This window comes from Corynebacterium halotolerans YIM 70093 = DSM 44683 (genome assembly GCF_000341345.1).
GTDB lineage: Bacteria > Actinomycetota > Actinomycetes > Mycobacteriales > Mycobacteriaceae > Corynebacterium > Corynebacterium halotolerans.
In genome coordinates this window covers 2,917,633-2,940,056 of the sequence record NC_020302.1, presented here as the reverse complement: position 1 = coordinate 2,940,056, position 22,424 = coordinate 2,917,633, and the positions used below count along the sequence as shown (strand labels likewise).

The following is a 22,424-nucleotide window of genomic DNA, read 5'->3' as shown; positions in this document are numbered from 1 at the left end:
CTCATATCCGTGATTGATCTGAAATTCCTCCGCGAGAACCCCGACGTCGTCCGCACCTCCCAGGTCACCCGTGGGGAGGACCCGGAGCTGGTCGATCAGCTCATCGCCGCCGACGAGTCCCGCCGCCGGGCGATCCAGTCCGCCGATGAGCTGCGCGCCGAGCAGAAGGCCTTCGGCCGGAAGATCGGCCAGGCCTCCCCGGAGGAGCGCCCGGCCCTGCTGGAGGGCTCCAACGAGCTCAAGGCCAAGGTCAAGGAGGCCGAGGAGGCCCAGAGGACGGCCGAGGAAAAGGTCACCGAGCTGCAGATGAAGCTCTCCAACATCGTCGAGGGCGCCCCGGCCGGCGGCGAGGACGACTTCGTGGTCCTTGAGCACGTCGGTGAGCCCACCCGGTTCGACTTCGAGCCGAAGGACCACCTGGACCTCGGCGAGTCCCTGGGCCTGATCGACATGAAGCGCGGCACCAAGGTCTCCGGCGCCCGCTTCTACTACCTCACCGGCGACGGCGCGTTCCTCCAGCTGGGCATGCTCACGCTGGCCGCCCAGAAGGCCCGCGAGGCCGGCTTCCAGCTGATGATCCCGCCGGTGCTGGTGCGCCCGGAGGTCATGGCGGGCACCGGTTTCCTCGGTGAGCACTCCGACGAGATCTACTACCTCGAGCGCGACGACCTGTACCTGGTCGGCACCTCCGAGGTCGCCCTGGCGGGTTATCACGCCGACGAGATCATCGACCTGTCCGACGGCCCCGTCCAGTACGCCGGCTGGTCCTCCTGCTTCCGCCGGGAGGCCGGCTCCTACGGCAAGGACACCCGCGGCATCCTGCGCGTCCACCAGTTCGACAAGCTGGAGATGTTCGTCTACTGCAGGCCCGAGGACGCCCAGGAGCAGCACCGGAAGCTGCTCGAGATGGAGCGCGAGATGCTCTCCGCCGTCGAGGTGCCCTACCGCGTCATCGACGTCGCCGGCGGTGACCTCGGTGCCTCGGCCGCCCGCAAGTTCGACACCGAGGCGTGGATCCCCACCCAGAACACCTACCGTGAGCTGACCTCCACCTCGAACTGCACCACCTTCCAGGGCCGCCGCCTGTCCACCCGCTACCGCGACGCCAACGGCAAGCCGCAGACCGTCGCCACGCTCAACGGCACGCTGGCCACCACCCGCTGGCTCGTCGCCATCCTGGAGAACAACCAGCAGGCCGACGGTTCGGTCGTCGTGCCGGAGGCCCTGCGCCCCTTCGTGGGCAAGGACGTCCTCGAGCCGGTCAAATAGCAGGTCAAACAACCGCAGGGCCGAGTCAGAGGAGTCGAGTCAGTTGTCCGAGCAGAAGTTCACCACCCGCGGCGGCATGTTCCGCGTGCCCGCCGACCTGCCCGAGGTGCCGCCGCACCCCACCGAGTCGAAGGAGCGCTTCTACAACGGATTCATCATCCGAGCGCTCAAGGGGATCATGCGCGCCCAGGGCATCCGGATCACCGTCTTCGGCGCCGAGAACCTGCCGACGACCGGCGGCGCCATGCTGGCGATGAACCACACCGGCTACTACGACTTCATCTTCGGGGAGATCCCCGGCCACGTGCGCGGCAGGCGGCTGGTGCGGTTCATGGCGAAGAAGGAGATCTTCGAGGTGCCCGTGATCGGGGCCTTCATGCGCTCCATGGACCACGTCTCCGTCGACCGCTCCGCGGGCGCCGCGTCCCGGGAGGAGGCGGTCGACCGGCTGAACAAGGGGCAGATCGTGGGCATCTTCCCGGAGGCGACGGTCTCCCGCAGCTTCGAGATCAAGGATCTCAAGACCGGCGCCGTGCGCATCGCCGCAGAGGCCGGGGTGCCGCTCGTGCCGATGGTGACCTGGGGTTCCCAGCGCATCTGGCCCAAGGGGCAGAAGAAGCACCTGGGCCGCACGAACACCCCCATCCACATCCGCCTCGGCGCCCCGGTCGATCCCTCCGGTGACCCCGAGGAGGCGACCGAGCGGCTGCGCACCGCCCTGAAGGAACTGCTCGAGGTCACCCGTGCCGGGTACGACGCCGAGTACGGGCCCTTCCCCGACGGCGAGCCATGGCGCCCGGCCAGCATGGGCGGCTCCGCACCGACGCTGGAGGAGGCGGGGCGTATCGACGCCGAGGTCAAGGCCGCCAAGCGGGCGAAGAAGGAGGCCAAGGCGGAGAAGGAGTCCGAGCGGGCAGCCGAGAAGCTCAACCGGAAGGCCGACTCCGCCCTCGGCAACGGCCTCGGCCTCCTCGACCGGCTCAAGAACAGGTTCCGGAAATAGCCATGGAACACGCCCCCCAGCTGGTGGTCAGCGATATCGACGGTACCCTCCTGAACTCGCAGGACCGGGTGATTCCCCGGCTGCGTGAGGTCATCGCCCGCGCGGTGCGTTCCGGCGCCGAGGTCGCCCTGGCCACGGGGCGCCCGCACCGCTGGATCTACCCCGTCCTCGAGCAGTTGCCGGTGCGCCCGGTGTGCGTGACCGCCAACGGTGCGGTCCTCTACGACTCGGGCGAGGACAAGGTGCTGCGCGCCCACGAGCTGGCGCCCGAGACCATGTCCGACGTCGTGGCCGCGGCCCGCGGGGCGCTCGCCGCGCACGGGGGAGTGGCGGTGGCCTGCGAACGGGTGGGCACCTCCGCCTTCGACCCGGAGGACGAGACCTTCGTCATCTCACCCGGCTACGTGCACACCTGGGCGGAGCAGGGCTTCGGAGTGCTCACCGAGGAGGAGGTCGTCTCCGAACCGGCGGTGAAGATGATCCTGCGCAACGACAATCTCACCGCCCCGCAGATGTACGGTCTCATCGCCCCGCACGTCGATGAGTCCAAGGCGCACGTGACGTTCTCCATGAACGAAGGGCTCATCGAGGTCGCGGCCCCGGGGGTGACCAAGGCGTTGGGGGTGTCGACGCTCGCGGAGCTGCACGGCATCGAGCAGACACGGACCGTCGCCTTCGGCGACATGCCCAACGACATCGAGATGCTCCGGTGGGTCGGATTCGGTGTGGCCATGGGCAACGCCCGCGACGAGGTCAAGGCGGCCGCGGACCACGTCACCGGCACCAACGACGAGGGCGGGGTCGCTCAGGTACTGGAACGCTGGTTCTAGGGACCGCCCCGGTCGAAACCCCGTGCGGGACGGCTTTTCCTGCCGGTGGCCCACCCACATGCGAGACTTGAAACCGTGACCGTCTCCCACCAGAAACAGTTCGTGGCCGCCATCGACCAGGGCACGACGTCGACACGCTGCGTCATCGTCGACCACGACGGACAGGTTGTCTCCTCCGCCCAGTTCGAGCACCGCCAGATTCTGCCGCGGCAGGGCTGGGTGGAGCATGACGCCCTGGAGATCTGGGACAACACCCGCAGGGCGGTGTCCGCGGCGATGGTGGCCGTCGACGTCTCACCCGAGGACGTCGCGGCTCTGGGCGTGACCAATCAGCGGGAGACCGCCGTGGTGTGGGATAAGGCGACGGGCCGGCCGATTCACAACGCCATCGTGTGGCAGGACACGCGCACAGGGAACACCGGGGGCAGGCCGGCCGACCGCTGGCTCAAGCGGACCGGCCTGCTCGTCAACTCGTACCCGGCGGGTCCGAAGATCGCCTGGATCCTCGACCACGTGGACGGCGCCCGCGAGCGCGCCGAGCGGGGCGAACTGCTGGCCGGCACGATCGACACCTGGCTGCTGTGGAACCTCACCGGTGGGGCGGAGGGTGATGAGGGGCATGCGGCCGTACACGCCACGGACGTCACCAACGCCTCGCGCACCCTGCTCATGGATCTGCGCACCCGCGCCTGGGATCCCGAACTGTGCGCCGCCGTCGGCGTGCCGGTGGACATCCTGCCGGAGATCCGCCCGTCCGTCGGCGATTTCGGGAAGGTGCGCCGCCGCGGCTCGCTGCCGGGGGTGCCCATCCGCGGGGTGCTCGGCGACCAGCAGTCCGCGATGTTCGGCCAGGCCTGCTTCCACGAGGGCGACGCCAAGAACACCTACGGCACCGGCCTGTTCCTGCTGCTCAACACGGGCGCCGAGCCGAAGGTGAGCACGCACGGGCTGCTCAGCACCGTACTCTACGAGATCGAAGGACAGGAGCCGGTCTATGCACTGGAGGGCTCGGTCGCCGTCGGTGGTTCGCTCATCCAGTGGCTGCGCGACCAGCTCGGCATCATCCCGGATGCGGCGGGCGTCGAGAAGCTCGCCGCGGAGGTGCCCGACACCGCCGGCGTCTACATCGTGCCGGCCTTCTCCGGGCTGTTCGCGCCGCGCTGGCGGGCCGACGCCCGCGGGGTCATCGTCGGCCTGACCCGCTTCACCGACCGCCGCCACCTCGCCCGCGCCGCCCTCGAGGCCACCTGCTACCAGAGCCGCGAGGTGGTCGAGGCGATGGTCGCCGACTCCGGGGTGGAGCTGACGCGACTGCGGGTCGACGGTGGCATGGTGTCCAATGAGCTGCTCATGCAGATGCAGGCCGATCTTCTCGACGCCGAGGTGGTCCGTCCCCGCAATATCGAGACCACCGCGCTGGGCGCGGCCTTCGCCGCCGGGCTCGGGGCGGACTACTGGCCCTCGCTGGACGATGTCGCGTCCCTGCCCGAGGTGGACCGCTCCTGGTCGCCGGAGATGACGGTGGGGGAGCGGTCCGGACTGATCGCGGGGTGGAATCGGGCGGTCGAGCGTTCCTACGGCTGGGAGGACGGGGAGTAGGGGAGGGGTGAGTGCGGACGTTCAGATCCGTGGCCTGCTCACCGTGCCCTCGATGACGTGGTCAGTGATTGTCCCCGTCGGGGTCCGGCGCCGCCTGAGACGGTTCCTCTCCAGGTGAGGACCTTCCGGCCAGGAACCCGAACGGGCGGTCCTCTGCGACCTGCGCCATGCAGTCCGTGGTTCAGCGGCTCCCATCGAGCAACTTGACCGCATGGGAAACGCCGCAATGATCCCGCTGGCCCCGTCGACATACAGGAGTGCGCGGCTGCGCACTCTCTCACCTGTAGGCACACCGAAGCCGCCGCGGCCCGGTGGTCGGGCGGCGGCGGCTGGTCCGGCACACCTAGTTCAGCTGGATGTCGACCTGGTTGGTGGCCGGGTCGTAGGTGACGTAGCCACCCTGGAAGTCCACGCGCACGAGGTCGCCGGCGGCGTACTCCTCGTTCAGCGGCAGCCCCAGCGGGCCCAGGTCGAAGCCCTGGCCGGCCCAGGCGTCGGCGATCGCACCCCACAGGGCGTTGGTACCGGTCTCCTCGGAGTCGAGGATGATGCCGCGGTCGAACAACGCGTAGTCGACGGGGGCGTCACCACCCAGGTAGCCGGTGGTGGCGATGCCGCCGCGCGGGCTGCCGAGGACGGGGCCGGCGCTCGCGTTGATGCGGTTCCAGGCCTGCTCGATCTCACTGTCGCCGGACAGGGAGATGACCGTGCTGATGATGGGGGTCAGATCCGAGATGGTCAGGCCCTCGATGAGCTCGACGTCGCCCACCTGGGAGCTGCCGCCCGTGAGCTCGCCGTCGGACAAGGCCGCCGTGATCGCGAGGGCGGCCAGCGAACCGACGAGGGTGGTCAGGACCGACTCGTCCCCGTTGACGATGCTGCTCAGCAGCGCGGTCGGGGTGCCCGGGGCGGGCCCCGGCTCCGGCGCGGGCTCATTCGTCCCGGTGTCCGTCGGCTCCGGGGAGGCGGAGCTGGTCGACGACTGCGTGGTGCTGCCGTCCGGTGCGGAGGAGCTCGGCGAGGAACCGCCGGTGCCGCTCTCGATCTCCTGGTACTTGTCCGCGGCGATGTCGCGGATGTTGTCCATCTGGGCGTAGCCGTACTGGCCCGGGCACGTGTTGTAGTGGAAATCGCGGTGCGCGTTGATGTTCGGGAACGTGCCGCCTCCACCCGCGGCGTACTTGGAGCCGCCGAAGCTGAACTCGGCGTAGTGCTGGTCCGTGCCCTTCGGATGGAAACCGGAGATGGCGGCCTTCCAGCCGGCGAGCTCACCGACGGAGCGGATCATCTCCGGGGAGGGCTGCGTGATGTCGTAGTTGCCGATCATGGACACGCCCCAGGTGTTCTGGTTGAAGCCTCCGACGTGGGCGCCCTGCACGGCCTTGTCCAGGCCACCGGCGCGGCCCTCGTAGATGGTGCCGTACTTGTCGACGAGCGCGTTGTAGCCCACGTCGCACCAGCCGAGGGTCGAGGCGTGGTAGCGGTAGATGCCGCGCACGACACTGGCGGCCTCGACCTGCGAGTAGTTGTTGGAGCCGGCGGTGTGGTGGATGGTCACGGCGGAGACCTGGTTGTCGATGGTCGGGGAGTCGCAGCGGAGGGACTCATTGGCGCCCCAGCCGGCACGGGTGACCACGTCCGGCATGCCGTAGGTCGTGGACTCGGACGCGAGGGCGATACCGCCGTCCGCGGCGTTGCCGTCGATGAACACGGCCTCGATCTCGGAGGCGTCGATGACGTCGGCCACCGGGCGGATGGCACCGTAGTTGGACGGCAGCGGGGCGGTGCCGTTCGAGGGGGCCGGGGCCTCCTCGGGTGCGGTCCCGGCCTCGGGAGCCTGGGCCGGAGCTTCCTGGGCCGGAGCTTCCTGGGCCGGTGCCTGTTCGACGGGTGCCTCGACCGGAGCCTGCTCAGTCGGCGCCGCTTCCGCCGGGGCGGGGGCCTGCTCGGCCGGTGCCTGTTTGACGGGCTGCTCCTCCAGCTGGACATCGGGGGCGGTCTCGTCGCTGAAGAGGTCGACGCCGGTGAGGGAGACCTGGACCTTATTGGTGGGCTCGAGGTAGATCAGATCGGTGCCGGTCTTGCCGTCGGGACCGGTCTCGGCCAACGGGTCGGCGGCGTACCACGGCCCCCACGTGCCGTCGGCGTTCTCGGCGCGGACGAAGGCCGCGATGTCCTGATGGCCGTACCAGGTCAGGGCGAACATGGAGAACTGCTCGTCGCGGGTGAACTCCTTGACGGTGCGCTCGCCACCCTCACCGGACTGGGCGGAGATGGCGGCGTCGTCGACGACGACGTTCTCACCGGAGGCGAGGGAGACGGTGGCCTCGGAGGCCTCGACCGGGCCGCTTCCGGCCCCCTGGGTGTTGAGGATGCGGTTACCGCCGAACGCAGCGGCGACCACCAGGGCGGTGGACAGGATCACTGCCAGCGTCGGGCTGAACCATGCCGGCTTAGTCGCGGCAAGTCGGCGTCGTTGCTGCACGTTTAATGCTCCCTGGAATTGGCGTTACGGAAGTGACTAGTGGAAACAGATGGTCACGATAGTACATCGGTGGGATAGATGGTACTTGTGTTAACGAAAGATTCATCTGTGGCGGAAAGGGAATTACCCGGTCAGTGGGACGTCGTCCCCGTCACGCCCCGTCGGCGGAGTGTTGCGGTGCTGGTCACCACGGCGTCGGTTAGGGTCGAATCCATGACGGAAGAGAAGACCCATGACCTCATCGTCGTCGGTTCCGGCCTGTTCGGCCTGACTGTCGCCGAACGTGCCGCCAGCCAGCTGGGCAAGCGGGTGCTGATCGTCGAACGGCGCAGCCACCTCGGTGGCAACGCCTACTCGGAGGCGGAGCCGGAGACCGGGATCGAGATCCACAAGTACGGCGCCCATCTCTTCCACACCTCGAATAAGCGGGTCTGGGACTACGTCAACCAGTTCACGGACTTCACCGGATACCAGCACCGCGTCTTCGCCATGCACGACGGCACCGCCTACCAGTTCCCCATGGGACTCGGCCTGATCAACCAGTTCTTCGGCCGCTACTACTCCCCGGACGAGGCGCGCGAACTCATCCGCGAGCAGACCGACGGGCTGAACCCGGCCGACGCCACCAATCTCGAGGAGAAGGCGATCTCGCTGATCGGCCGCCCGCTGTACGAGGCGTTCATCCGCGACTACACCGCCAAGCAGTGGCAGACCGACCCGAGGAACCTGCCTGCCGGCAACATCACGCGCCTGCCCGTGCGCTACACCTTCAACAACCGCTACTTCAACGACACCTATGAGGGCCTGCCGGTCGACGGCTACGCCGCCTGGCTCGAGCGCATGGCCGACCACGAACTCATCGACGTCCGCCTCGACACCGACTGGTTCGAGGTGCGTGACGACGTCCGGGCGGCCTCGCCGGACGCGCCGGTGGTCTACACCGGGCCGCTCGACCGCTACTTCGACTACTCGGAGGGCGAGCTCGGCTGGCGCACCCTCGACTTCGAGACCGAGGTGCTCGAGACCGGCGACTTCCAGGGCACCCCGGTGATGAACTACAACGACGCCGACGTTCCCTACACCCGCATCCACGAGTTCCGGCACTTCCACCCCGAGCGCAACGACCGCTACCCCAGCGACAGGACCGTGATCATGAAGGAGTACTCGCGCTTCGCCGGGGAGGGTGACGAGCCGTATTACCCGATCAACACCCCCGAGGACCGCGAGATGCTGCTGGCGTACCGGGAGCTGGCCGCGGCCGAGACCGAGAACAACAAGGTCCACTTCGGCGGCCGCCTGGGTACCTACCAGTACCTGGACATGCACATGGCGATCGCGTCGGCGCTGTCGATGTTCGACAACAGGCTGGTCGAGGCGCTCGCCTGAATCGGCTCGCGCCCGCTGTCCCGTTCGACGGCCCCGTCCATCAGGAGGTGGACGGGGCCGTCGCGGTTTTCCGGGCGACCTCGGGGGCGGGCGCGGGGCTAGGATGAGTGAGGTAAATGACATCTCGGGAGAAAATTGAGTTGACTCACCTTTCCGATCGGGTAAAGTGAACTGCAGGTTAACAACAGGGGAATCAAGGGTCTCCGCAGGAGGCGGTTTCCGTGTCCCCCGTGCACAGAAAGGCGTGAACGTCATGAACGACGACCGTTTCGTCATTGTCCGTGAGGATCTGCATCGCCGCTACGGGCAGGCCTTCGACGCCCAGACCATCGACGGTGTGCTGGACAAGACCATCGCGGAGCGCAACGAATCCTCCCGCATGCAGACCTACATGCCCGTGTTCGTCGAGCGCGAGGCCAGTGAGCGCCTGTGTGCGTTGGCGGCCGAGCGTGACCTCAGGCACCTGCGTCGCCAGGAGATCCTCTACGTCGACGAGCGCAACGCCGGCCGTTCCCAGCTGGCCGCCGCCATCACCCTCTGGCTGGCGGGTGAGTCCGTCGTCTTCCGTTCCGTGGGGCTCAACCCCGTCGGTGGCATCGATCCGAACGTGCTCAAGGTGCTGGGTGAGCGGGGGATCCGCCACGACATGCTGTACCAGAAGGAGATCGTGCCGCGCACCGTGCACCGTTCCGACATCGTGGTGCTCATGGGCGTGGATTCCATCCCGGGCATCCCCGGTGACAGGTACATCCACTGGGACATCGACGATCCGGCCGGCCAGCCGATCGAGAAGGTCCGCGAGATCGCGGACCAGGTGGAGGCGCACGTCCGCCCCCTGCTCGAGGAGCTCGGGGTGACCGTCGCTCACGCAGCCTGATGTGATCTACTGGCGGGTATGCGCATCCGCCGCCCCCCGAAAACCCCGGTGACCGGCACCGGGGCTTTCCTCATGCCCACCGCATGAGCGTCAGCGGCATCGACGCCGCCGTGTGGTCCTGGTGGATCGACCACCGCAGCGAGGCGCTCACCCCGGCCGTCACCGCGCTCACCACGCTCACGACGCCGACGACGATTACTGTGTGTGCGGTCCTCGCCGCGCTGGTCGTCGCCGCACGCACGCGGCGGGTCTGGCCGGCCCTCGTTCTCCCGCTGGCCGTCATCGTGGCGAATCTCGCCAGCCACCTCCTCAAGCCGGTGATCGGCCGTGAGCGACCACCCGAGCTGCACCGATTGGCCGAGGAGACCAACCACGCCCTGCCCTCCGGGCACGCGACGGGCGTGGCCGCGCTGGCGATGATCCTCACGCTGTGGCTGGGGCGTGGCCGCGCGGCGACCGTGCCGGCGCGGTGGCTGACCGGTGTGGCGTGGGTGCTGGCGGTGGCGGTGTCACTGACGCGCCTCTACCTGGGTGTCCACTGGCTCACGGACATTCTCGCCGGCCTGCTCCTCGGCGCCGCGGTCGCGGCCGTCACGTGGTGGTTGTTCCGCCGTGCAGTGGGGGATTGCCTCGCCGCCCGGCATCCCGGGGAGGGTGCCGACCATGGTGGTCCGGGGCGGGTTCTGTCGGCGGTTCACCGGCCGCACCCGGGAGACAACGGGGTAATGCCGCGGGAGCCCCGGCGGGGTTCCCGGCATCGCCACGGATGACCGCTGGTTGTGGAGCGGGCCGGAGGGCCGGGAATCTCCATTTCCGACGGCTCGGGGGTGCCGGCCTCGCGAGGGGGTTCGTGCCCTCGGCACCCGCACGCCGCCGGATATTCACGGCTCGTTAACCAACGGCGACCGTAGATGAACGGTAGGTTGCGGCTACTTCGGGGGTGAAAAGTGTGTGTGCCATACCCCCTCCGGCATGGTTTGCCCACCGCCCGTATCGGCATTTTCCATGCTCAACGCGCCGAACGCGCGACCTGCGGAAACACAAGAATTTAAATGGTCGAAACCTCACACGCTGCACAAAAAGCCTGCTATCAATTGAGTGACAGCGATCACGTGACGCGCTGGGGCGCTGTTTTGCGCCGTTTGATGAAAGTGCAAACCGGGTGGGGCTGGGTGCTCTGGACGGGCGCTTGACAGCCGCGTTCGCTCCGGTAGGGTGAACATCAGGTTAACAAACGGGGAACTCAGTTAACCGTTGTAACCACAGATATAGAAAAGGTGAGTGATCAAGATGATCAACAACTTCAACAATGTGCGCCACGATCTTCACGGCCGCTTCGGGCATGCCTGTGACGCCCGGGTCATTGACGCCATCGTCGACGACGTCATCGCCGACCACTCCGCCTCCGCCACGGTGACCGACTTCCTCCCCGTCTTCGTCGCCCGTGACGCGGCAGAGCGGATCGGCGAGCACCTGAAGTCCCACGGCGCCACGTCCTCCCCGCGCAAGCGGATCCTCTTCGCCAGCCGCGGGAACGGCTCCCGCGCCAAGCTGGCCGCCGCTCTGGCCCGCCAGCTCACCGATGAGGGTGTGCTGGCCACCGCCGCCGCCACCCACCCGGAGAACGCCAGCGACTCCAAGCTCGTGGCGATCCGCGAGGAACGCGGGCTGCCCACGGTGGCCGTCACCGGTCGTGCGGGTACGGGCCGCGTCCTCGACGCCCCGGACGTCGTCGTCTACATGGATGACAGCGAGTCCCACGATCTGCCGGGCCTGCGCCAGGTCCAGTGGGATGTCCCCAACCCGAGCGGCATGAGCATGGACCAGGTCCGTGACCTGGCCGATGACATCGAGCTGCGCGTCGTGGCCCTGCTCGACACCCTGGGCGTGCCGGTCACGGCCCGCGCCGAGGCCCTCCTGCCGGTGTAGCCCGGCAGCTAGAAGCCGCGTGAGCCGCCCCCACCCGAGAACCCGCCGGCCGAGTAGCCGGTGGTCGCCGAGGGGGATGAGGCGGACTGCGCCGTCGCGACGTCATTGTCGTGCCAGGTGTTGACCACGGCGAACGGCACGAAGTTGCCGTAGCCGTACCCCGGACGCCACGAGCTCTCCCAGAGTCGTGGCGTCTCGTGGTCTTCGCCCATCTCTGTGCCGGACTCGGAGTAGAGGCGGTTCCTCACCTCCTCGACGAGGACGCGGTAGTCACCGAGTAGCCCGGCGTACTCGTCCATGAAGGTCGGGGCGTCAAGCCGCTCACGCAGGTCGAGCAGTCCGGCGTCGAGCGCGCTGAGCCTCGACTCGAGCTCGCCGTCACCGGCGTGGACGGTCGCGGCGAGGACATCCTCGTGGAGTTCGGTGAGCTGCCGGCGGCGCACCCCGGCATCGCCCCGTTCCATGCGGACGAGCTCCCCGATATTGTCCTCCGCGGTGCGCAACCGCATCATCTTCTCGTGGGCCTCCCCGATCGACTCCGCCCGCTCACGGAACTCCTTGTCCGTTGAGTCCGCGCTGAGCTCCTCGAGGGTGTCCATCGTCCCGTGCAGACCGAGGAAACCGTTTTTGACCTCCTCCCACTGGGCGCGCAACCGGTCATTGGCCAGCGGGGAGGTCAGCGAATGCGCGCTGACGTCGATCGCGGTCAGCTCGGTGGCCACTCTGCCGTAGTCGCGCTGCACCTCGTCGAAGCGCTCCCGGGCCACGCGCGCCTTCTTCCGGCGGGACGCCGCCACCGCAACGCCCGCCACCCCGCCGCCGATCGCCGCGGCACCCACGCCCAGGGCGATGCCGACCACGGCGGGCAGGCCGGACTCCTCGCGGCGGACCTCCGGATCGGCCGCCGCCTGCACGCCGCGCAGCAGTCCCGCCGCCCAGTTGCCCTGCTGCAACGGCTCCTCCATCTCGTCGAGGATGCCGTCGAGCCGGCCCTCGCCGTAGATGTCGGTCGCCGAGCACACGTCGTCCCCGCAGTACACGCCCATCCGGTCCGGTCCCAGGCCCAGCGCCACAATCAGGAGTCCGGGCGCCCACTTGTCGCCCGCCTGATTGACCAGGTCGGGCCGCTGTTCACGGGCGTGGCCCAACACCGTGTCATTGAGGTTGTCGTCGTTGTCCTCGAAGACCACGTAGACCACCCGCTCCACCTGGGCCGGCAGGTCCACCTCCGGGGTCTGCTCCTCCAGCAGGGTGATGTCCTCGCCCGACAGCTGCTCCGACGGGTCGATCACCTCGACCCGTGGCGCCTCCTCCGCAGGTGCCTGCGCGACGACGGTGGCGGCGGGCACGGCGGGGGAGAGGAGGGCGTCGGCAAGCGCGGGCGCGAGGGCACCCGGCGCCACGGTGGCCAGGGCCGCGACGGCGACCGTGGCAGCGGCCCGATTGGTGATGCGTTTCACATTCACCAGCCTAGGCGGCGAAGGCGTCGCGTGTACACCTCTGCAATCCGGGGCCGGGCTACTACCCTTGACCCGGAAGAGTGCCCTTACGGGGCGCACCACCTGAGGAGTCGTCGAAAGGCAGTGTTCAGCAACGTGAACGACACCGACCACCCGTCTGCCGACAGCAGGGCTGTCGAGCAGCTGCAGCGCATCCTGCTGCCCAGCCGCGGCGAGCCGCATGATGTCCGCATGCTCTACCTCATCGAGGGCGAGCACAACAAGGAGCGCCTGAGCTGGTCCGATCGCTTCACCGTCACCCTGCCGGCGGGCAGCGAGGCCAGTTTCCAGACCTACTTCAACGCCTTCCCCGCCAGCTACTGGCGCCGCTGGTCGCAGCTCGACCACGTCATCCTGCACCTGCGGGTGGCCGGCACCGCCAGCGTCGACGTCTACCGCTCCAAGGTCGACGGCACCCGCGTGGCCGTCGACGGACGCCTGGTCACCGACGACGTGGTCGAGTTCGACCTCCCGCTGTCCCACTTCGAGGACGGCGGCTGGCTGTGGTTCGACGTGATCTCCGAGACGGAGGCCACCATCACCGAGGCCGGCTGGTACGCCGACCGCGCCCCGGGTCCGCAGATCATGCCCGACGGCGGCCAGGTCGGGCCCTTCGAGGCCCGCGCGACCGTCGGCATCCCCACCTTCAACCGGCCGGCCGACGCCGTCGCCGCACTGCAGGCGCTGGCCTCGGACCCGACCGTCGACGCCGCGATCGACGCCGTGATCATGCCGGATCAGGGTGACCGGCACCCGGCCGACGAGCCCGGCTACGCCCGGGCCACCGCCCATTTCGGGGATCGCTTCCACGAGTTCCGCCAGGGCAACCTCGGCGGCTCCGGCGGCTACTCCCGCATCATGTACGAGGCCCTCGGCGACGGCCCGGCGGGCGCGGCGCAGTCGCCGTACATCCTCTACATGGACGACGACATCGCCATCGAGCCCGACTCCGTCCTGCGCGCCATCCAGGTCGCCCGCTACGCGAAGAGCCCGTTCATCGTCGGTGGCCAGATGCTCAACCTGCAGGAACGTGCGCAGCTGCGCACCATGGGCGAGATGGTCGGCCGCGACGACTTCATGTGGAAGGCCGCCCCGCACTCGGTCTACGACCACGACTTCGCCCGCTACCCGCTGAGCTTCCGGGGTCGTCCCGAGGACGCGAGGAACCCCGACGCCCCCCACTCCCGCGACCTGCACCGGCGCATCGACGTCGACTACAACGGCTGGTGGATGTGCATGTTCCCGCGCGTGGTGGCCGCCCAGGTGGGTCAGCCCCTGCCGCTGTTCATCAAGTGGGACGACACCGAGTACTCCCTGCGCGCGGCGAAGGCCGGCTTCCCCACCGTCACCTGGCCCGGCGTGGCCATCTGGCACATGGCCTGGGCCGACAAGGACGACGCCATCGACTGGCAGGCCTACTTCCACCTGCGCAACCGCCTGATCGTCGCCGCCCTGAACCATGACGGCCCGGTCGACGGCATCATCGCCTCGATGCGCAAGTCCTCCTTCAAGCACGTCATGTGCCTGGAGTACTCGACCCTGGCCATCCAGATCGAGGCCATGAAGGACTTCCTCGCCGGCCCGGACCAGCTCTTCGACGTCCTCGAGTCCTCCCTGCCACGCATCAACGCCATCCGGAAGCGGTACCCGGACGCGCAGATCATCCCCTCGGCCGCGCAGCTGCCGCCGGCCTCCGGCGCACCGGGCGTACCCACCGCCGACATCGGCGGCCGCCTGGCCAAGATCAAGAAGGTCGGCTGGCTGCTCAAGGGACTCAGGCACTCCCTGTCCAAGGAGGATCCGCGCCACCACGAGGTGCCGCAGGCCAACCTCACCCCGGTGGAGGCCCGCTGGTTCTCCCTCTCGCGCCTCGACGGCGCGACGGTGACCACCGCGGGCAACAACGGCGTCGCCTTCCGCAAGCGCGACCGGGAACAGGCGAAGGAGCTCATCGAGGAGACCCTGGACCTGCAGAAGCAGATCAGCGAGCGCTTCGACGAGATGCGTGCCCGCTACCGCGCGGCCCAGCCCGACTTGGTCAGCCGCGCCTCCTGGGGGAGGATCTTCGAGTGACCGACCACAACGAGATCGAGCGTCAGATCAGCCGCCTCAGCCGCCGCGAGGTCGAGCTGCTCATCGACGTGCAGAAACTCCTGTACACCCCCCGCGTGACCGCGACCGCCCGGACCCTCTCGCACTTCGGCGAGCACTCGCTGGGTTGGCTGCTGCTGGCGGCGGCCGGCGCGGCCGTCGACAAGCAGCGGCGCCGCAAGTGGGTGACCCTGGGCGCGTCCGCGTTCACCTCGCACGCCGCGTCCGTGACGATCAAGCGCATCGTCCGCCGCCGACGCCCCTTCGACCCACGCATCCGGGTCGGTGTCGGCACCCCCTCGCGGCTGTCCTTCCCCTCCTCGCACTCGACGTCGACCTCGGCGGCGCTGGTGTCCCTGTCGGATCTGACGGGCTCGAAGCTGCCGCTGACCGGTATCCCGGTCATGATGGTCTCGCGTATGGTGCTGGGGGTCCATTACCCCTCCGACACGCTGGTCGGCGCCCTGCTGGGGGCCGCGACCGCACGAGCAGCCACGGAGATTGAGAGGCAGACAGCGTGACCGAACAGAACCCCACGATCTTCGGTTCCGAGCCGCACACCGAAGGCATCGACAACGTCAAGAAGCGCCAGCCGCCGAAGAACCTCCTCGACGGCATGATCAAGGCGCTGCGCCCCAAGCAGTGGGTCAAGAACGTCCTCGTCGTCGCGGCGCCCCTGGCCGCCGGCACCGAGGCGCTCACCGACGGGCGCACACTTCTCGACGTCCTGCTCGCCTTCGTCGTATTCTGCCTGGCGGCGTCGTCGATCTACCTGGTCAACGACGCCAAGGACGTCGACGCCGACCGCGAGCACCCCACCAAGCGCTTCCGTCCCATCGCCGCCGGCGTCCTACCGGTCTCCCTGGCCTACGCCATGGCGGCGGTGCTCATCATCGCCGCCGTGGGCCTGTCCTTCCTCGCCTCCTCGGGCTTCGGGCTGGCCATCGTGGTGGCCGTCTACATCGGCCTGCAGCTGGGCTACTGCTTCGGCTGGAAGCACCAGCCGGTGATCGACATCGCCCTGGTCTCCTCCGGCTTCATGCTGCGCGCCATGGCCGGCGGTGTGGCCGCCGGCATCTCCCTGTCCCAGTGGTTCCTGCTGGTCGCCGCGTTCGGTTCCCTGTTCATGGCCTCCGGCAAGCGCTACTCCGAGCTGCTGCTCGCCGAGCGCACCGGCGCCAAGATCCGGCGTTCGCTGCGAGGCTACACCCCGACCTACCTGCGCTTCGTGTGGACCCTGGCCGCCACCGCCGTGGTGATGTCCTATGCGCTGTGGGGCTTCCAGCTCTCCAGCACCCACGAGGGAGCCGCCGCCATCTGGTACCAGGTCTCCATGGTGCCGTTCACCATCGCGATCCTGCGCTACGCCGCCGACGTCGATCGCGGCGAGGGTGGCGCCCCGGACGAGATCGCCCTGTCCGACCGGGTCCTGCAGGCCCTGGCGTTGCTGTGGCTGATCTGCATCGCGCTCGCCGTGTACCTGGTGCCGGCGCTGTAGCCGGTTTCCGGCTCCGGTGGCGGGTATCGCGCCCGAACCCCCGGTTCGCTCCGCTGAAGCTGCGGAGGGGCCGGGGGTTTTCCGTGTCGGGGCGGGATCGGATGCACCGAAGCCACCGGGCCGCGGGATCGATCTGACGGGCCTCCCGGGACCGGGGGAGCGGGCCCTGATCCCCGTGAAGTCCTCTCGGGCAGGCGTCCCCGGTCAGGGCCGGGCCATCCGGCGCTCGACCACCGGCCGCGTCCCCGGCCAGCACGGCAGCACGGTCCCCCGTCGCCACCCTGATAACATTTTTCCCCATGACCACAGCTGTGCGAGGGGTTCGGCGGCCTGCGCGCGCCCAGGTTTCCATCACCGGCATAACGGCGATTCTCAGCGCGCTCGCCGTCGGCGTCTTCGCCTTCGTGGGGGGATGGCAGCGGCGCTGGATGTCCGATGACGGCCTGATCGTCCTGCGCACGGTGCGCAATCTGCTGGCCGGCAACGGCCCGGTCTTCAACGCCGGGGAGCGCGTGGAGGCCAACACCTCAACACTGTGGCAGTACCTCATCTATCTCGTCGCGCTGGTCACCGACGCCGAGCTTGAGGCCATCGCGACCTGGCTGGCGCTGATCTTCACCACCGCCGCGCTCGTGATCGCGGCCTTCGCCACCGCCGGGCTCCACCGTCGCCACCACGCGCTGCTGCTCCTGCCGGTCAGCGGACTGATCTACCTGGCGCTGCCGCCGGCGCGTGACTTCGCCACCTCGGGCCTGGAGTGGGGTCTGTCGCTGCTGTGGATCGCGGTGCTGTGGTGGCTGCTGGTGAACTGGACCCGCCCGAAGGCCCGCGGCCGGCACCACGCCCCGGCCCGCGACACGATCACCTACTGGCTGGCGTTCTGGTGCGGCCTGTCCTGGCTCGTGCGCCCCGAGCTGGCGCTCTACGGCGGACTGACGGGTATCGTCCTGCTCGTCACCGCCCGCTCCCGGCGGCAGGGACTGGGCATCCTGGCGGTGGCGCTGCCCGTGCCGGCCGCCTACCAGATCTTCCGCATGGGCTACTACGGCCTGCTCACCCCGCACACCGCGGTGGCGAAGTCAGCCGCCGACAGCGCCTGGGCCGACGGCTGGAACTACGTCCTCGACCTGGCGAACCCCTACTGGCTGTGGCTAGCGCTGGCCCTGGCACTCGCGATGGCCGCGGTGACCCTCTGGCGCGTCTCCGCCCCGTCGGCCGGGACGAATCCCGCGCACCCCGACACGCACCCGGATCCGGGACCGGGGGGCGGCGGGGTGCGCGTGGACAGGATGCGCCTGCGCACCCCCGCCGCGGTCATCGCGCTGATCGTGCTCTGCGGCCTGCTGCACCTGATCTACGTCATCCGCGTCGGCGGCGACTTCATGCACGGCCGCATGCTGCTGTTGCCGTTGTTCGCGCTGCTGCTCCCCGTCGCGGTGATCCCGGTGGTGGACTTCCTCCACACCTCCCGTACCTACGATCTCGCACTGGCCGTGGGCGTGATCGGCATCGGCTGGTGGACGGTGGCCACGGTCGCCGGCGGCCACGAGATCGACCCCGACGAGTACGAGGGCGAACTGGGCATCGTCGACGAGCGGCACTTCTGGACGCAGGCCACCGGGCGGGAGGACGGGAATCCGCCCCGCACCGCCGAGGACTTCCGTGGTGCCCTGGCGATGAACGACTATGTCGAGGTCGTCGAACGTGCCCGCGAGGAGGACGCGGGCCAGATGCTGCAGATCCTCGCCTCCTCGGACCCGGAGACCTACTCCTGGATCACGGTCCCGCGCATGGATCGGGGCTCGGATCTGGAGCACCTGCCGCCGACGGTCGCGCACGTCAACCTGGGCTTCACGAGCATGAACGCCCCGCTCGACGTCCGCGTGCTCGACACCGTCGGCCTGGCCACCCCGCTGGCCGCCCGGCAGCCCCGCGATGAGGACGCGCGCGTCGGCCACGACAAGTGGCTGCCGCTGGAGTGGCAGGCCGCCGACACCGCCGTCGAGATCGAGTCCCTGCCGCCGTGGGTGGACCGGGAGAAAACGGCTCTGGCCCGCCAGGCGCTGCGCACGCCGGAGTTCGCCGAACTCTTCGCCTCCTACCGCGCCCCGCTGACGCCTCAGCGCTTCCTGGACAACATCGTCTTCTCGTTGACAGCCGGCCGTACGCTCGAGTTCAGCGACGACCCGAGGGACTATGTCGGGGAGGGTGACGGATCTCTCGGTGAGGACGGAACACAGATCGCCTGGCCGGTGGACGCGGAAACTGATCCCGTCAGGTGAGGTCCGGTCGCCAGGGCAACGTGCGCTGCATGAATACCGCTGATCGGCCCATTCGGAGGGGCCTTAATGTCTCGTTCCGGTAACGAATGAATGAGTATTTGGCTACATCGTGGTCTATGCTGTCTGGCGAACCGAAAGCTTCGGCGGTAACGGTGTGCCCGCGATCGTCGATAGTCCTCACAGTGTGCGTGCAGGCCTCCCCCGTCGGGGTCGGCCGTGCCGCGACGAGGAAGACCGAAGAGCCGAGGAGAACGATGTCCTTATTGTCCGGACTGAATCGCACGAGCCGCCGAATCCTGGCGTTCGTGACCGCATTCGCCGTCGCCGCCACGTTGATGGTGGTCGGGAGTGGGGTCGCGAAGGCCGACAACCGCGCCTGGCTGCGTCCTGACGCCACCGGAACCTGCGAGTGGGATGCCGCCCAGTTCTGGGTGCAGCGCTGTGACGTCTGGTCGGAGTCGACCGGCCACAACATCACCGTCCAGATCCAGCCGGCCGCCCGCGGTGGCAACGCCGGCTACTACCTGCTCGACGGCCTGCGCGCGACCAACCACGCGAACGCCTGGACCGTCGACGTCAACGCCGCCGCCACCTTCAACAACTCGAACATCACCCTGGTGATGCCCGTCGGCGGTGCCGGCTCCTTCTACGCCGACTGGGAGGGCCCGGCCACCTACGACCTCGCCGACCCGGTCACCTACCAGTGGGAGACCTTCCTGACCTCCGAGCTGCCGGTCTACCTGCAGCAGCACTTCGGGGTCTCGCCGAACAACAACTCCATCGCGGGTCTGTCGATGGGTGGCACCTCCGCCCTGAACCTCGCGGCGAAGCACCCCGACATGTTCCGTCAGGCCCTGTCCTTCTCGGGTTACCTGACCGCCACCATGCCGGGCATGCAGACCATGATGCGCGTCGCCCTGCTCGACGCCGGCGGCTTCAACATCAACGCCATGTACGGCTCGATGATCAGCCCGCGCCGCTTCGAGAACGATCCGTTCCTCAACATGGGTGGCCTGCACGGCACCGACGTCTATGTCTCCGCCGCCTCGGGCCTGTGGGGCCCGGAGGACGCGAACTACCCGCTCAACCTCAAGCTCTCCGGCACCCCGCTGGAGATGCTGGCCCACGTGACCACCCGCATGTGGGAGGCCAAGGCCCGGCTCGAGGGACTCAACGTCACCGCGGACTACCCGCCGACGGGCATCCACAACTGGACCCAGTTCGGCTACCAGCTGAACAAGACCAAGCCGCGCGTGCTCGACGTCATGAACGCCTGGTGACAGGCGGCTGATCACGCGGGTCCCGGCGGGTGTTCCACCCCCGGGGCCTTTTGTGTGTCGGGCCAGGTGCCGGTCCGCTTGTCGACGCCCCGGTGGCCGCCGCAGGGGCGGATGTTTTCCGCCGAAACGCCGGGCGGTCGGTGTGTCGCTTCCCAAAGTCTCAAGTTCAACTTAAACTTGAGCCCGAACTGCAGGCCACGTACCCCCGCGCCCACACGCGGTAACGCGGCCACCTGCAGAGGCGACAGATATAAATGTATAGCCCGGGTCAGCGCGACCCCGGCCGACCGACACGGAACGCAGTGCCGTTGTGACCAGATCCCGGGGGAGGGGAACCCCCGGGGGTGGTCGGACACACTGTACAGCCACCCCGCTGCGCCGTTTCCGTCCGGTGGTCGACTCGTCCGAGCCCGGGGCCCACCCAGCCACCTCGAGACCTAGGACTGAAAACATGCGCGACACCGCATCCCGTTCCCCACAGCGCCAGCGGCGCCAGAACCGTCGTTCCATCTGGATGGCGGCCGCCGCCGTGCCGGCCGCACTGGCCGTCGGCCTGGCGGTCACCCCCGCCGTCAGTGCCCAGAGCTCCCTGCCGGGCTCCTCCCTGAGTGACTCCATCCGGCCCTCGGACCCGCCGCAGCGCACCGTCCTCAACACCGAGTACCCGGACGTCGAGGGGCTGCCGGAGGGCGTCGAGGTCGAGCGTGTCGAGTGGCTGGGCAACCGTCACGTCGCCGTGTGGATCCAGTCCGCCGCGATGCCGGAGCAGCTCATGCAGGTCCAGATCCTGCTGGCCCGCGACTGGCACTCCAACCCTGACCGCACCTTCCCGGAGGTCTGGGCGCTCGACGGCCTGCGCGCCCGCGACGACGAGAACGGCTGGACCATCGAGACCAACATCCAGCAGTTCTACGCCGACAAGAATGTCAACGTCATCCTGCCGGTCGGCGGCGAGTCCTCCTTCTACGCCGACTGGCAGCGGCCGGACAACGGCAAGAACTACCAGTGGGAGACCTTCCTGACCCAGGAGCTCGTCCCCGTGCTGGACAACGGCTTCCGCTCCAGCAGGGAGCGGGCGGTCGTCGGCATCTCCATGGGCGGCACCGCCGCGATGAACCTCGCCGAGCGCCACCCGTACCTCTTCGACTTCGTCGGCTCCTTCTCCGGCTACCTGGACACCACCACCACGGGCATGCCGGAGGCCATCACCGCCGCCCAGCTGGACGCCGGCGGCTACAACTCCGAGGCCATGTGGGGCCCGCCGTACTCCCAGGGCTGGATCGACCACGACCCGAAGCTGGGCATCGACGCCCTGGAGGGTGCGACCGTCTACGTCTCCGCCGGCTCCGGCAGCAGTGACTACGGCGACCCGAACTCCGTGGCCAACGGGCCGGCCAACCTGGCCGGCATGGGCCTGGAGATCATCTCCCGGATGTCCAGCCAGACCTTCGTCGACTACGCCCAGAACGCCGGCGTCCCGGTGATCACCCAGTTCCGCCCCTCCGGCGTCCACTCCTGGGAGTACTGGCAGTTCGAGATGACGCAGGCCTGGCCGTACATCGCCAACGCCCTGAACATCCCGGAGGAGGACCGCGGCGCGGACTGCGCCCCGGTCGGCGCGATCGCCGAGGCCACCGCCTCCGGCCTCATCGGCACCTGCGTGAACAACGAGTACGCCGTCGCCGACGGGATGCAGCAGGACTTCCGCTCCGGCACCGCCTACTGGTCCCCGGACACCGGCGCGTACCCGCTCTTCGGCGCCATCAACGCCCGTTACACCGAGCTCGACGGTCCGGCCGGTTGGCTCGGCTTCCCGACCACCGGTGAGATCGCCACCCCGGACCGGGCGGGCCGTTACGTCCACTTCGAGAACGGTTCGATCTACTGGAGCCCGGCCACCGGCGCCCACGCCATCCCGGGCGACATCTTCACCGAGTGGGGCACCACCGGCTGGGAGGCCGGCGACCTGGGCTACCCGGCGGCCGCGGCCCGCGAGATCGACGGCGGCTTCGTCCAGGAGTTCCAGAACGGCTACGTCGTGCGCACCCCGGAGGGTGACAACCACTGGGTCCGCGGCGTCATCGCCGACAAGTACGGCGAGCTGGGCACCGCCGAATCGCAGCTGGGCTACCCGACCTCCGATGAACGGCTCATCGAAGGTGGCGCATTCCAGGAGTTCGAGAACGGCAACATCTACTGGAGCCCGGCCACCGGCGCCCACGTGATCATGCACGGTGCCATCTTCGACGCCTGGGGCGCGGCCGGCTGGGAGCAGGGCGAGTACGGCTTCCCGACCGCCGACCAGACCTCCATCCCGGCCGGCGGCCAGGTCGTCGAGTTCGAGAACGGCACCATCCGCCAGGTCAACGGACGTATCGAGGAAGACGAGAGGTAGT

The 22,424-nt window shown here is 68.8% G+C and carries 16 protein-coding genes; 14 read left to right on the top strand and 2 right to left on the bottom strand.

Features of this window, described 5'->3' with window-relative positions; genetic code table 11:
- Window positions 1-9: 9 nt before the first annotated feature.
- The 4 genes from serS to glpK all read left to right on the top strand — a co-directional run bounded on the left by serS (window position 10) and on the right by glpK (window position 4,701).
- Window positions 10-1,269, top strand: a complete 1,260-nt coding sequence (gene serS / locus A605_RS13395) for a serine--tRNA ligase (RefSeq protein WP_015402047.1) — start codon at window positions 10-12, stop codon at window positions 1,267-1,269.
- A gap of 76 nt (window positions 1,270-1,345) precedes the next feature.
- On the top strand, window positions 1,346-2,272 hold the full coding sequence (locus tag A605_RS13390) for a lysophospholipid acyltransferase family protein (protein ID WP_034990985.1): 927 nt from the start codon (window positions 1,346-1,348) through the stop codon (window positions 2,270-2,272).
- A gap of 2 nt (window positions 2,273-2,274) precedes the next feature.
- Entirely contained in the window at window positions 2,275-3,102 is an 828-nt protein-coding gene (locus tag A605_RS13385) for a Cof-type HAD-IIB family hydrolase (protein WP_015402045.1), read from the top strand.
- 75 nt (window positions 3,103-3,177) lie between these two features.
- The gene (gene glpK / locus A605_RS13380) at window positions 3,178-4,701 is read left to right on the top strand and encodes a glycerol kinase GlpK (protein WP_015402044.1); all 1,524 of its coding nucleotides are present in this window, start codon (window positions 3,178-3,180) and stop codon (window positions 4,699-4,701) included.
- A 343-nt stretch (window positions 4,702-5,044) separates the two neighbouring features.
- Here glpK and A605_RS13375 read toward each other — a convergent pair whose 3' ends face one another.
- Window positions 5,045-7,186 carry an N-acetylmuramoyl-L-alanine amidase gene (locus A605_RS13375; protein ID WP_027004436.1) on the bottom strand — a complete coding sequence of 714 codons (2,142 nt, stop codon included), beginning with the start codon at window positions 7,184-7,186 and terminating at the stop codon, window positions 5,045-5,047.
- Window positions 7,187-7,399: 213 nt separating this feature from the next.
- On the opposite strand from A605_RS13375, the gene glf reads away from it, so the two are divergent.
- The 4 genes from glf to A605_RS13355 all read left to right on the top strand — a co-directional run bounded on the left by glf (window position 7,400) and on the right by A605_RS13355 (window position 11,378).
- Window positions 7,400-8,572 carry a UDP-galactopyranose mutase gene (gene glf / locus A605_RS13370; protein WP_015402042.1) on the top strand — a complete coding sequence of 391 codons (1,173 nt, stop codon included), beginning with the start codon at window positions 7,400-7,402 and terminating at the stop codon, window positions 8,570-8,572.
- A 253-nt stretch (window positions 8,573-8,825) separates the two neighbouring features.
- Window positions 8,826-9,449, top strand: a complete 624-nt coding sequence (locus A605_RS13365) for an arsenate-mycothiol transferase ArsC (RefSeq protein ID WP_015402041.1) — start codon at window positions 8,826-8,828, stop codon at window positions 9,447-9,449.
- Between the two features lie 83 nt (window positions 9,450-9,532).
- Window positions 9,533-10,219 (top strand): phosphatase PAP2 family protein, encoded by a 687-nt coding sequence (locus tag A605_RS13360; RefSeq protein ID WP_015402040.1) that lies wholly within the window; start codon window positions 9,533-9,535, stop codon window positions 10,217-10,219.
- 520 nt (window positions 10,220-10,739) lie between these two features.
- On the top strand, window positions 10,740-11,378 hold the full coding sequence (locus A605_RS13355; protein ID WP_034990990.1) for a three-helix bundle dimerization domain-containing protein: 639 nt from the start codon (window positions 10,740-10,742) through the stop codon (window positions 11,376-11,378).
- A gap of 8 nt (window positions 11,379-11,386) precedes the next feature.
- Here A605_RS13355 and A605_RS13350 read toward each other — a convergent pair whose 3' ends face one another.
- Entirely contained in the window at window positions 11,387-12,838 is a 1,452-nt protein-coding gene (locus A605_RS13350; RefSeq protein WP_015402038.1) for a DUF5129 domain-containing protein, read from the bottom strand.
- A gap of 123 nt (window positions 12,839-12,961) precedes the next feature.
- On the opposite strand from A605_RS13350, the gene A605_RS13345 reads away from it, so the two are divergent.
- The 6 genes from A605_RS13345 (at window position 12,962) to A605_RS13320 (ending at window position 22,423) form a co-directional block, all read left to right on the top strand.
- Window positions 12,962-14,950, top strand: coding sequence for a glycosyltransferase (locus A605_RS13345; RefSeq protein WP_015402037.1), 1,989 nt, complete (start codon window positions 12,962-12,964; stop codon window positions 14,948-14,950).
- Window positions 14,947-15,489, top strand: a complete 543-nt coding sequence (locus A605_RS13340; RefSeq protein WP_015402036.1) for a phosphatase PAP2 family protein — start codon at window positions 14,947-14,949, stop codon at window positions 15,487-15,489. Before A605_RS13345 ends, A605_RS13340 begins: the two co-directional genes overlap by 4 nt.
- On the top strand, window positions 15,486-16,466 hold the full coding sequence (locus A605_RS13335; RefSeq protein ID WP_015402035.1) for a decaprenyl-phosphate phosphoribosyltransferase: 981 nt from the start codon (window positions 15,486-15,488) through the stop codon (window positions 16,464-16,466). Before A605_RS13340 ends, A605_RS13335 begins: the two co-directional genes overlap by 4 nt.
- 299 nt (window positions 16,467-16,765) lie before the next feature.
- Window positions 16,766-18,748, top strand: a complete 1,983-nt coding sequence (locus A605_RS13330) for an arabinofuranosyltransferase AftB family protein (RefSeq protein WP_042440182.1) — start codon at window positions 16,766-16,768, stop codon at window positions 18,746-18,748.
- A 254-nt stretch (window positions 18,749-19,002) separates the two neighbouring features.
- Window positions 19,003-20,028 (top strand): alpha/beta hydrolase, encoded by a 1,026-nt coding sequence (locus A605_RS13325; protein ID WP_027004441.1) that lies wholly within the window; start codon window positions 19,003-19,005, stop codon window positions 20,026-20,028.
- 451 nt (window positions 20,029-20,479) lie between these two features.
- Window positions 20,480-22,423 (top strand): alpha/beta hydrolase-fold protein, encoded by a 1,944-nt coding sequence (locus tag A605_RS13320; RefSeq protein WP_015402032.1) that lies wholly within the window; start codon window positions 20,480-20,482, stop codon window positions 22,421-22,423.
- The last annotated feature ends 1 nt before the right edge of the window (window position 22,424 follow it).

Bases quoted from the DNA above. Each gene is read 5' to 3' on its own strand.
- A605_RS13390 (WP_034990985.1), top strand. From the start codon at position 1,346: ATGTTCCGCGTGCCCGCCGACCTGCCCGAGGTGCCGCCGCACCCCACC.
- A605_RS13385 (WP_015402045.1), top strand. From the start codon at position 2,275: ATGGAACACGCCCCCCAGCTGGTGGTCAGCGATATCGACGGTACCCTC.
- glf (WP_015402042.1), top strand. From the start codon at position 7,400: ATGACGGAAGAGAAGACCCATGACCTCATCGTCGTCGGTTCCGGCCTG.
- A605_RS13365 (WP_015402041.1), top strand. From the start codon at position 8,826: ATGAACGACGACCGTTTCGTCATTGTCCGTGAGGATCTGCATCGCCGC.
- A605_RS13360 (WP_015402040.1), top strand. From the start codon at position 9,533: ATGAGCGTCAGCGGCATCGACGCCGCCGTGTGGTCCTGGTGGATCGAC.
- A605_RS13355 (WP_034990990.1), top strand. From the start codon at position 10,740: ATGATCAACAACTTCAACAATGTGCGCCACGATCTTCACGGCCGCTTC.
- A605_RS13330 (WP_042440182.1), top strand. From the start codon at position 16,766: ATGACCACAGCTGTGCGAGGGGTTCGGCGGCCTGCGCGCGCCCAGGTT.
- A605_RS13325 (WP_027004441.1), top strand. From the start codon at position 19,003: ATGTCCTTATTGTCCGGACTGAATCGCACGAGCCGCCGAATCCTGGCG.
- A605_RS13320 (WP_015402032.1), top strand. From the start codon at position 20,480: ATGCGCGACACCGCATCCCGTTCCCCACAGCGCCAGCGGCGCCAGAAC.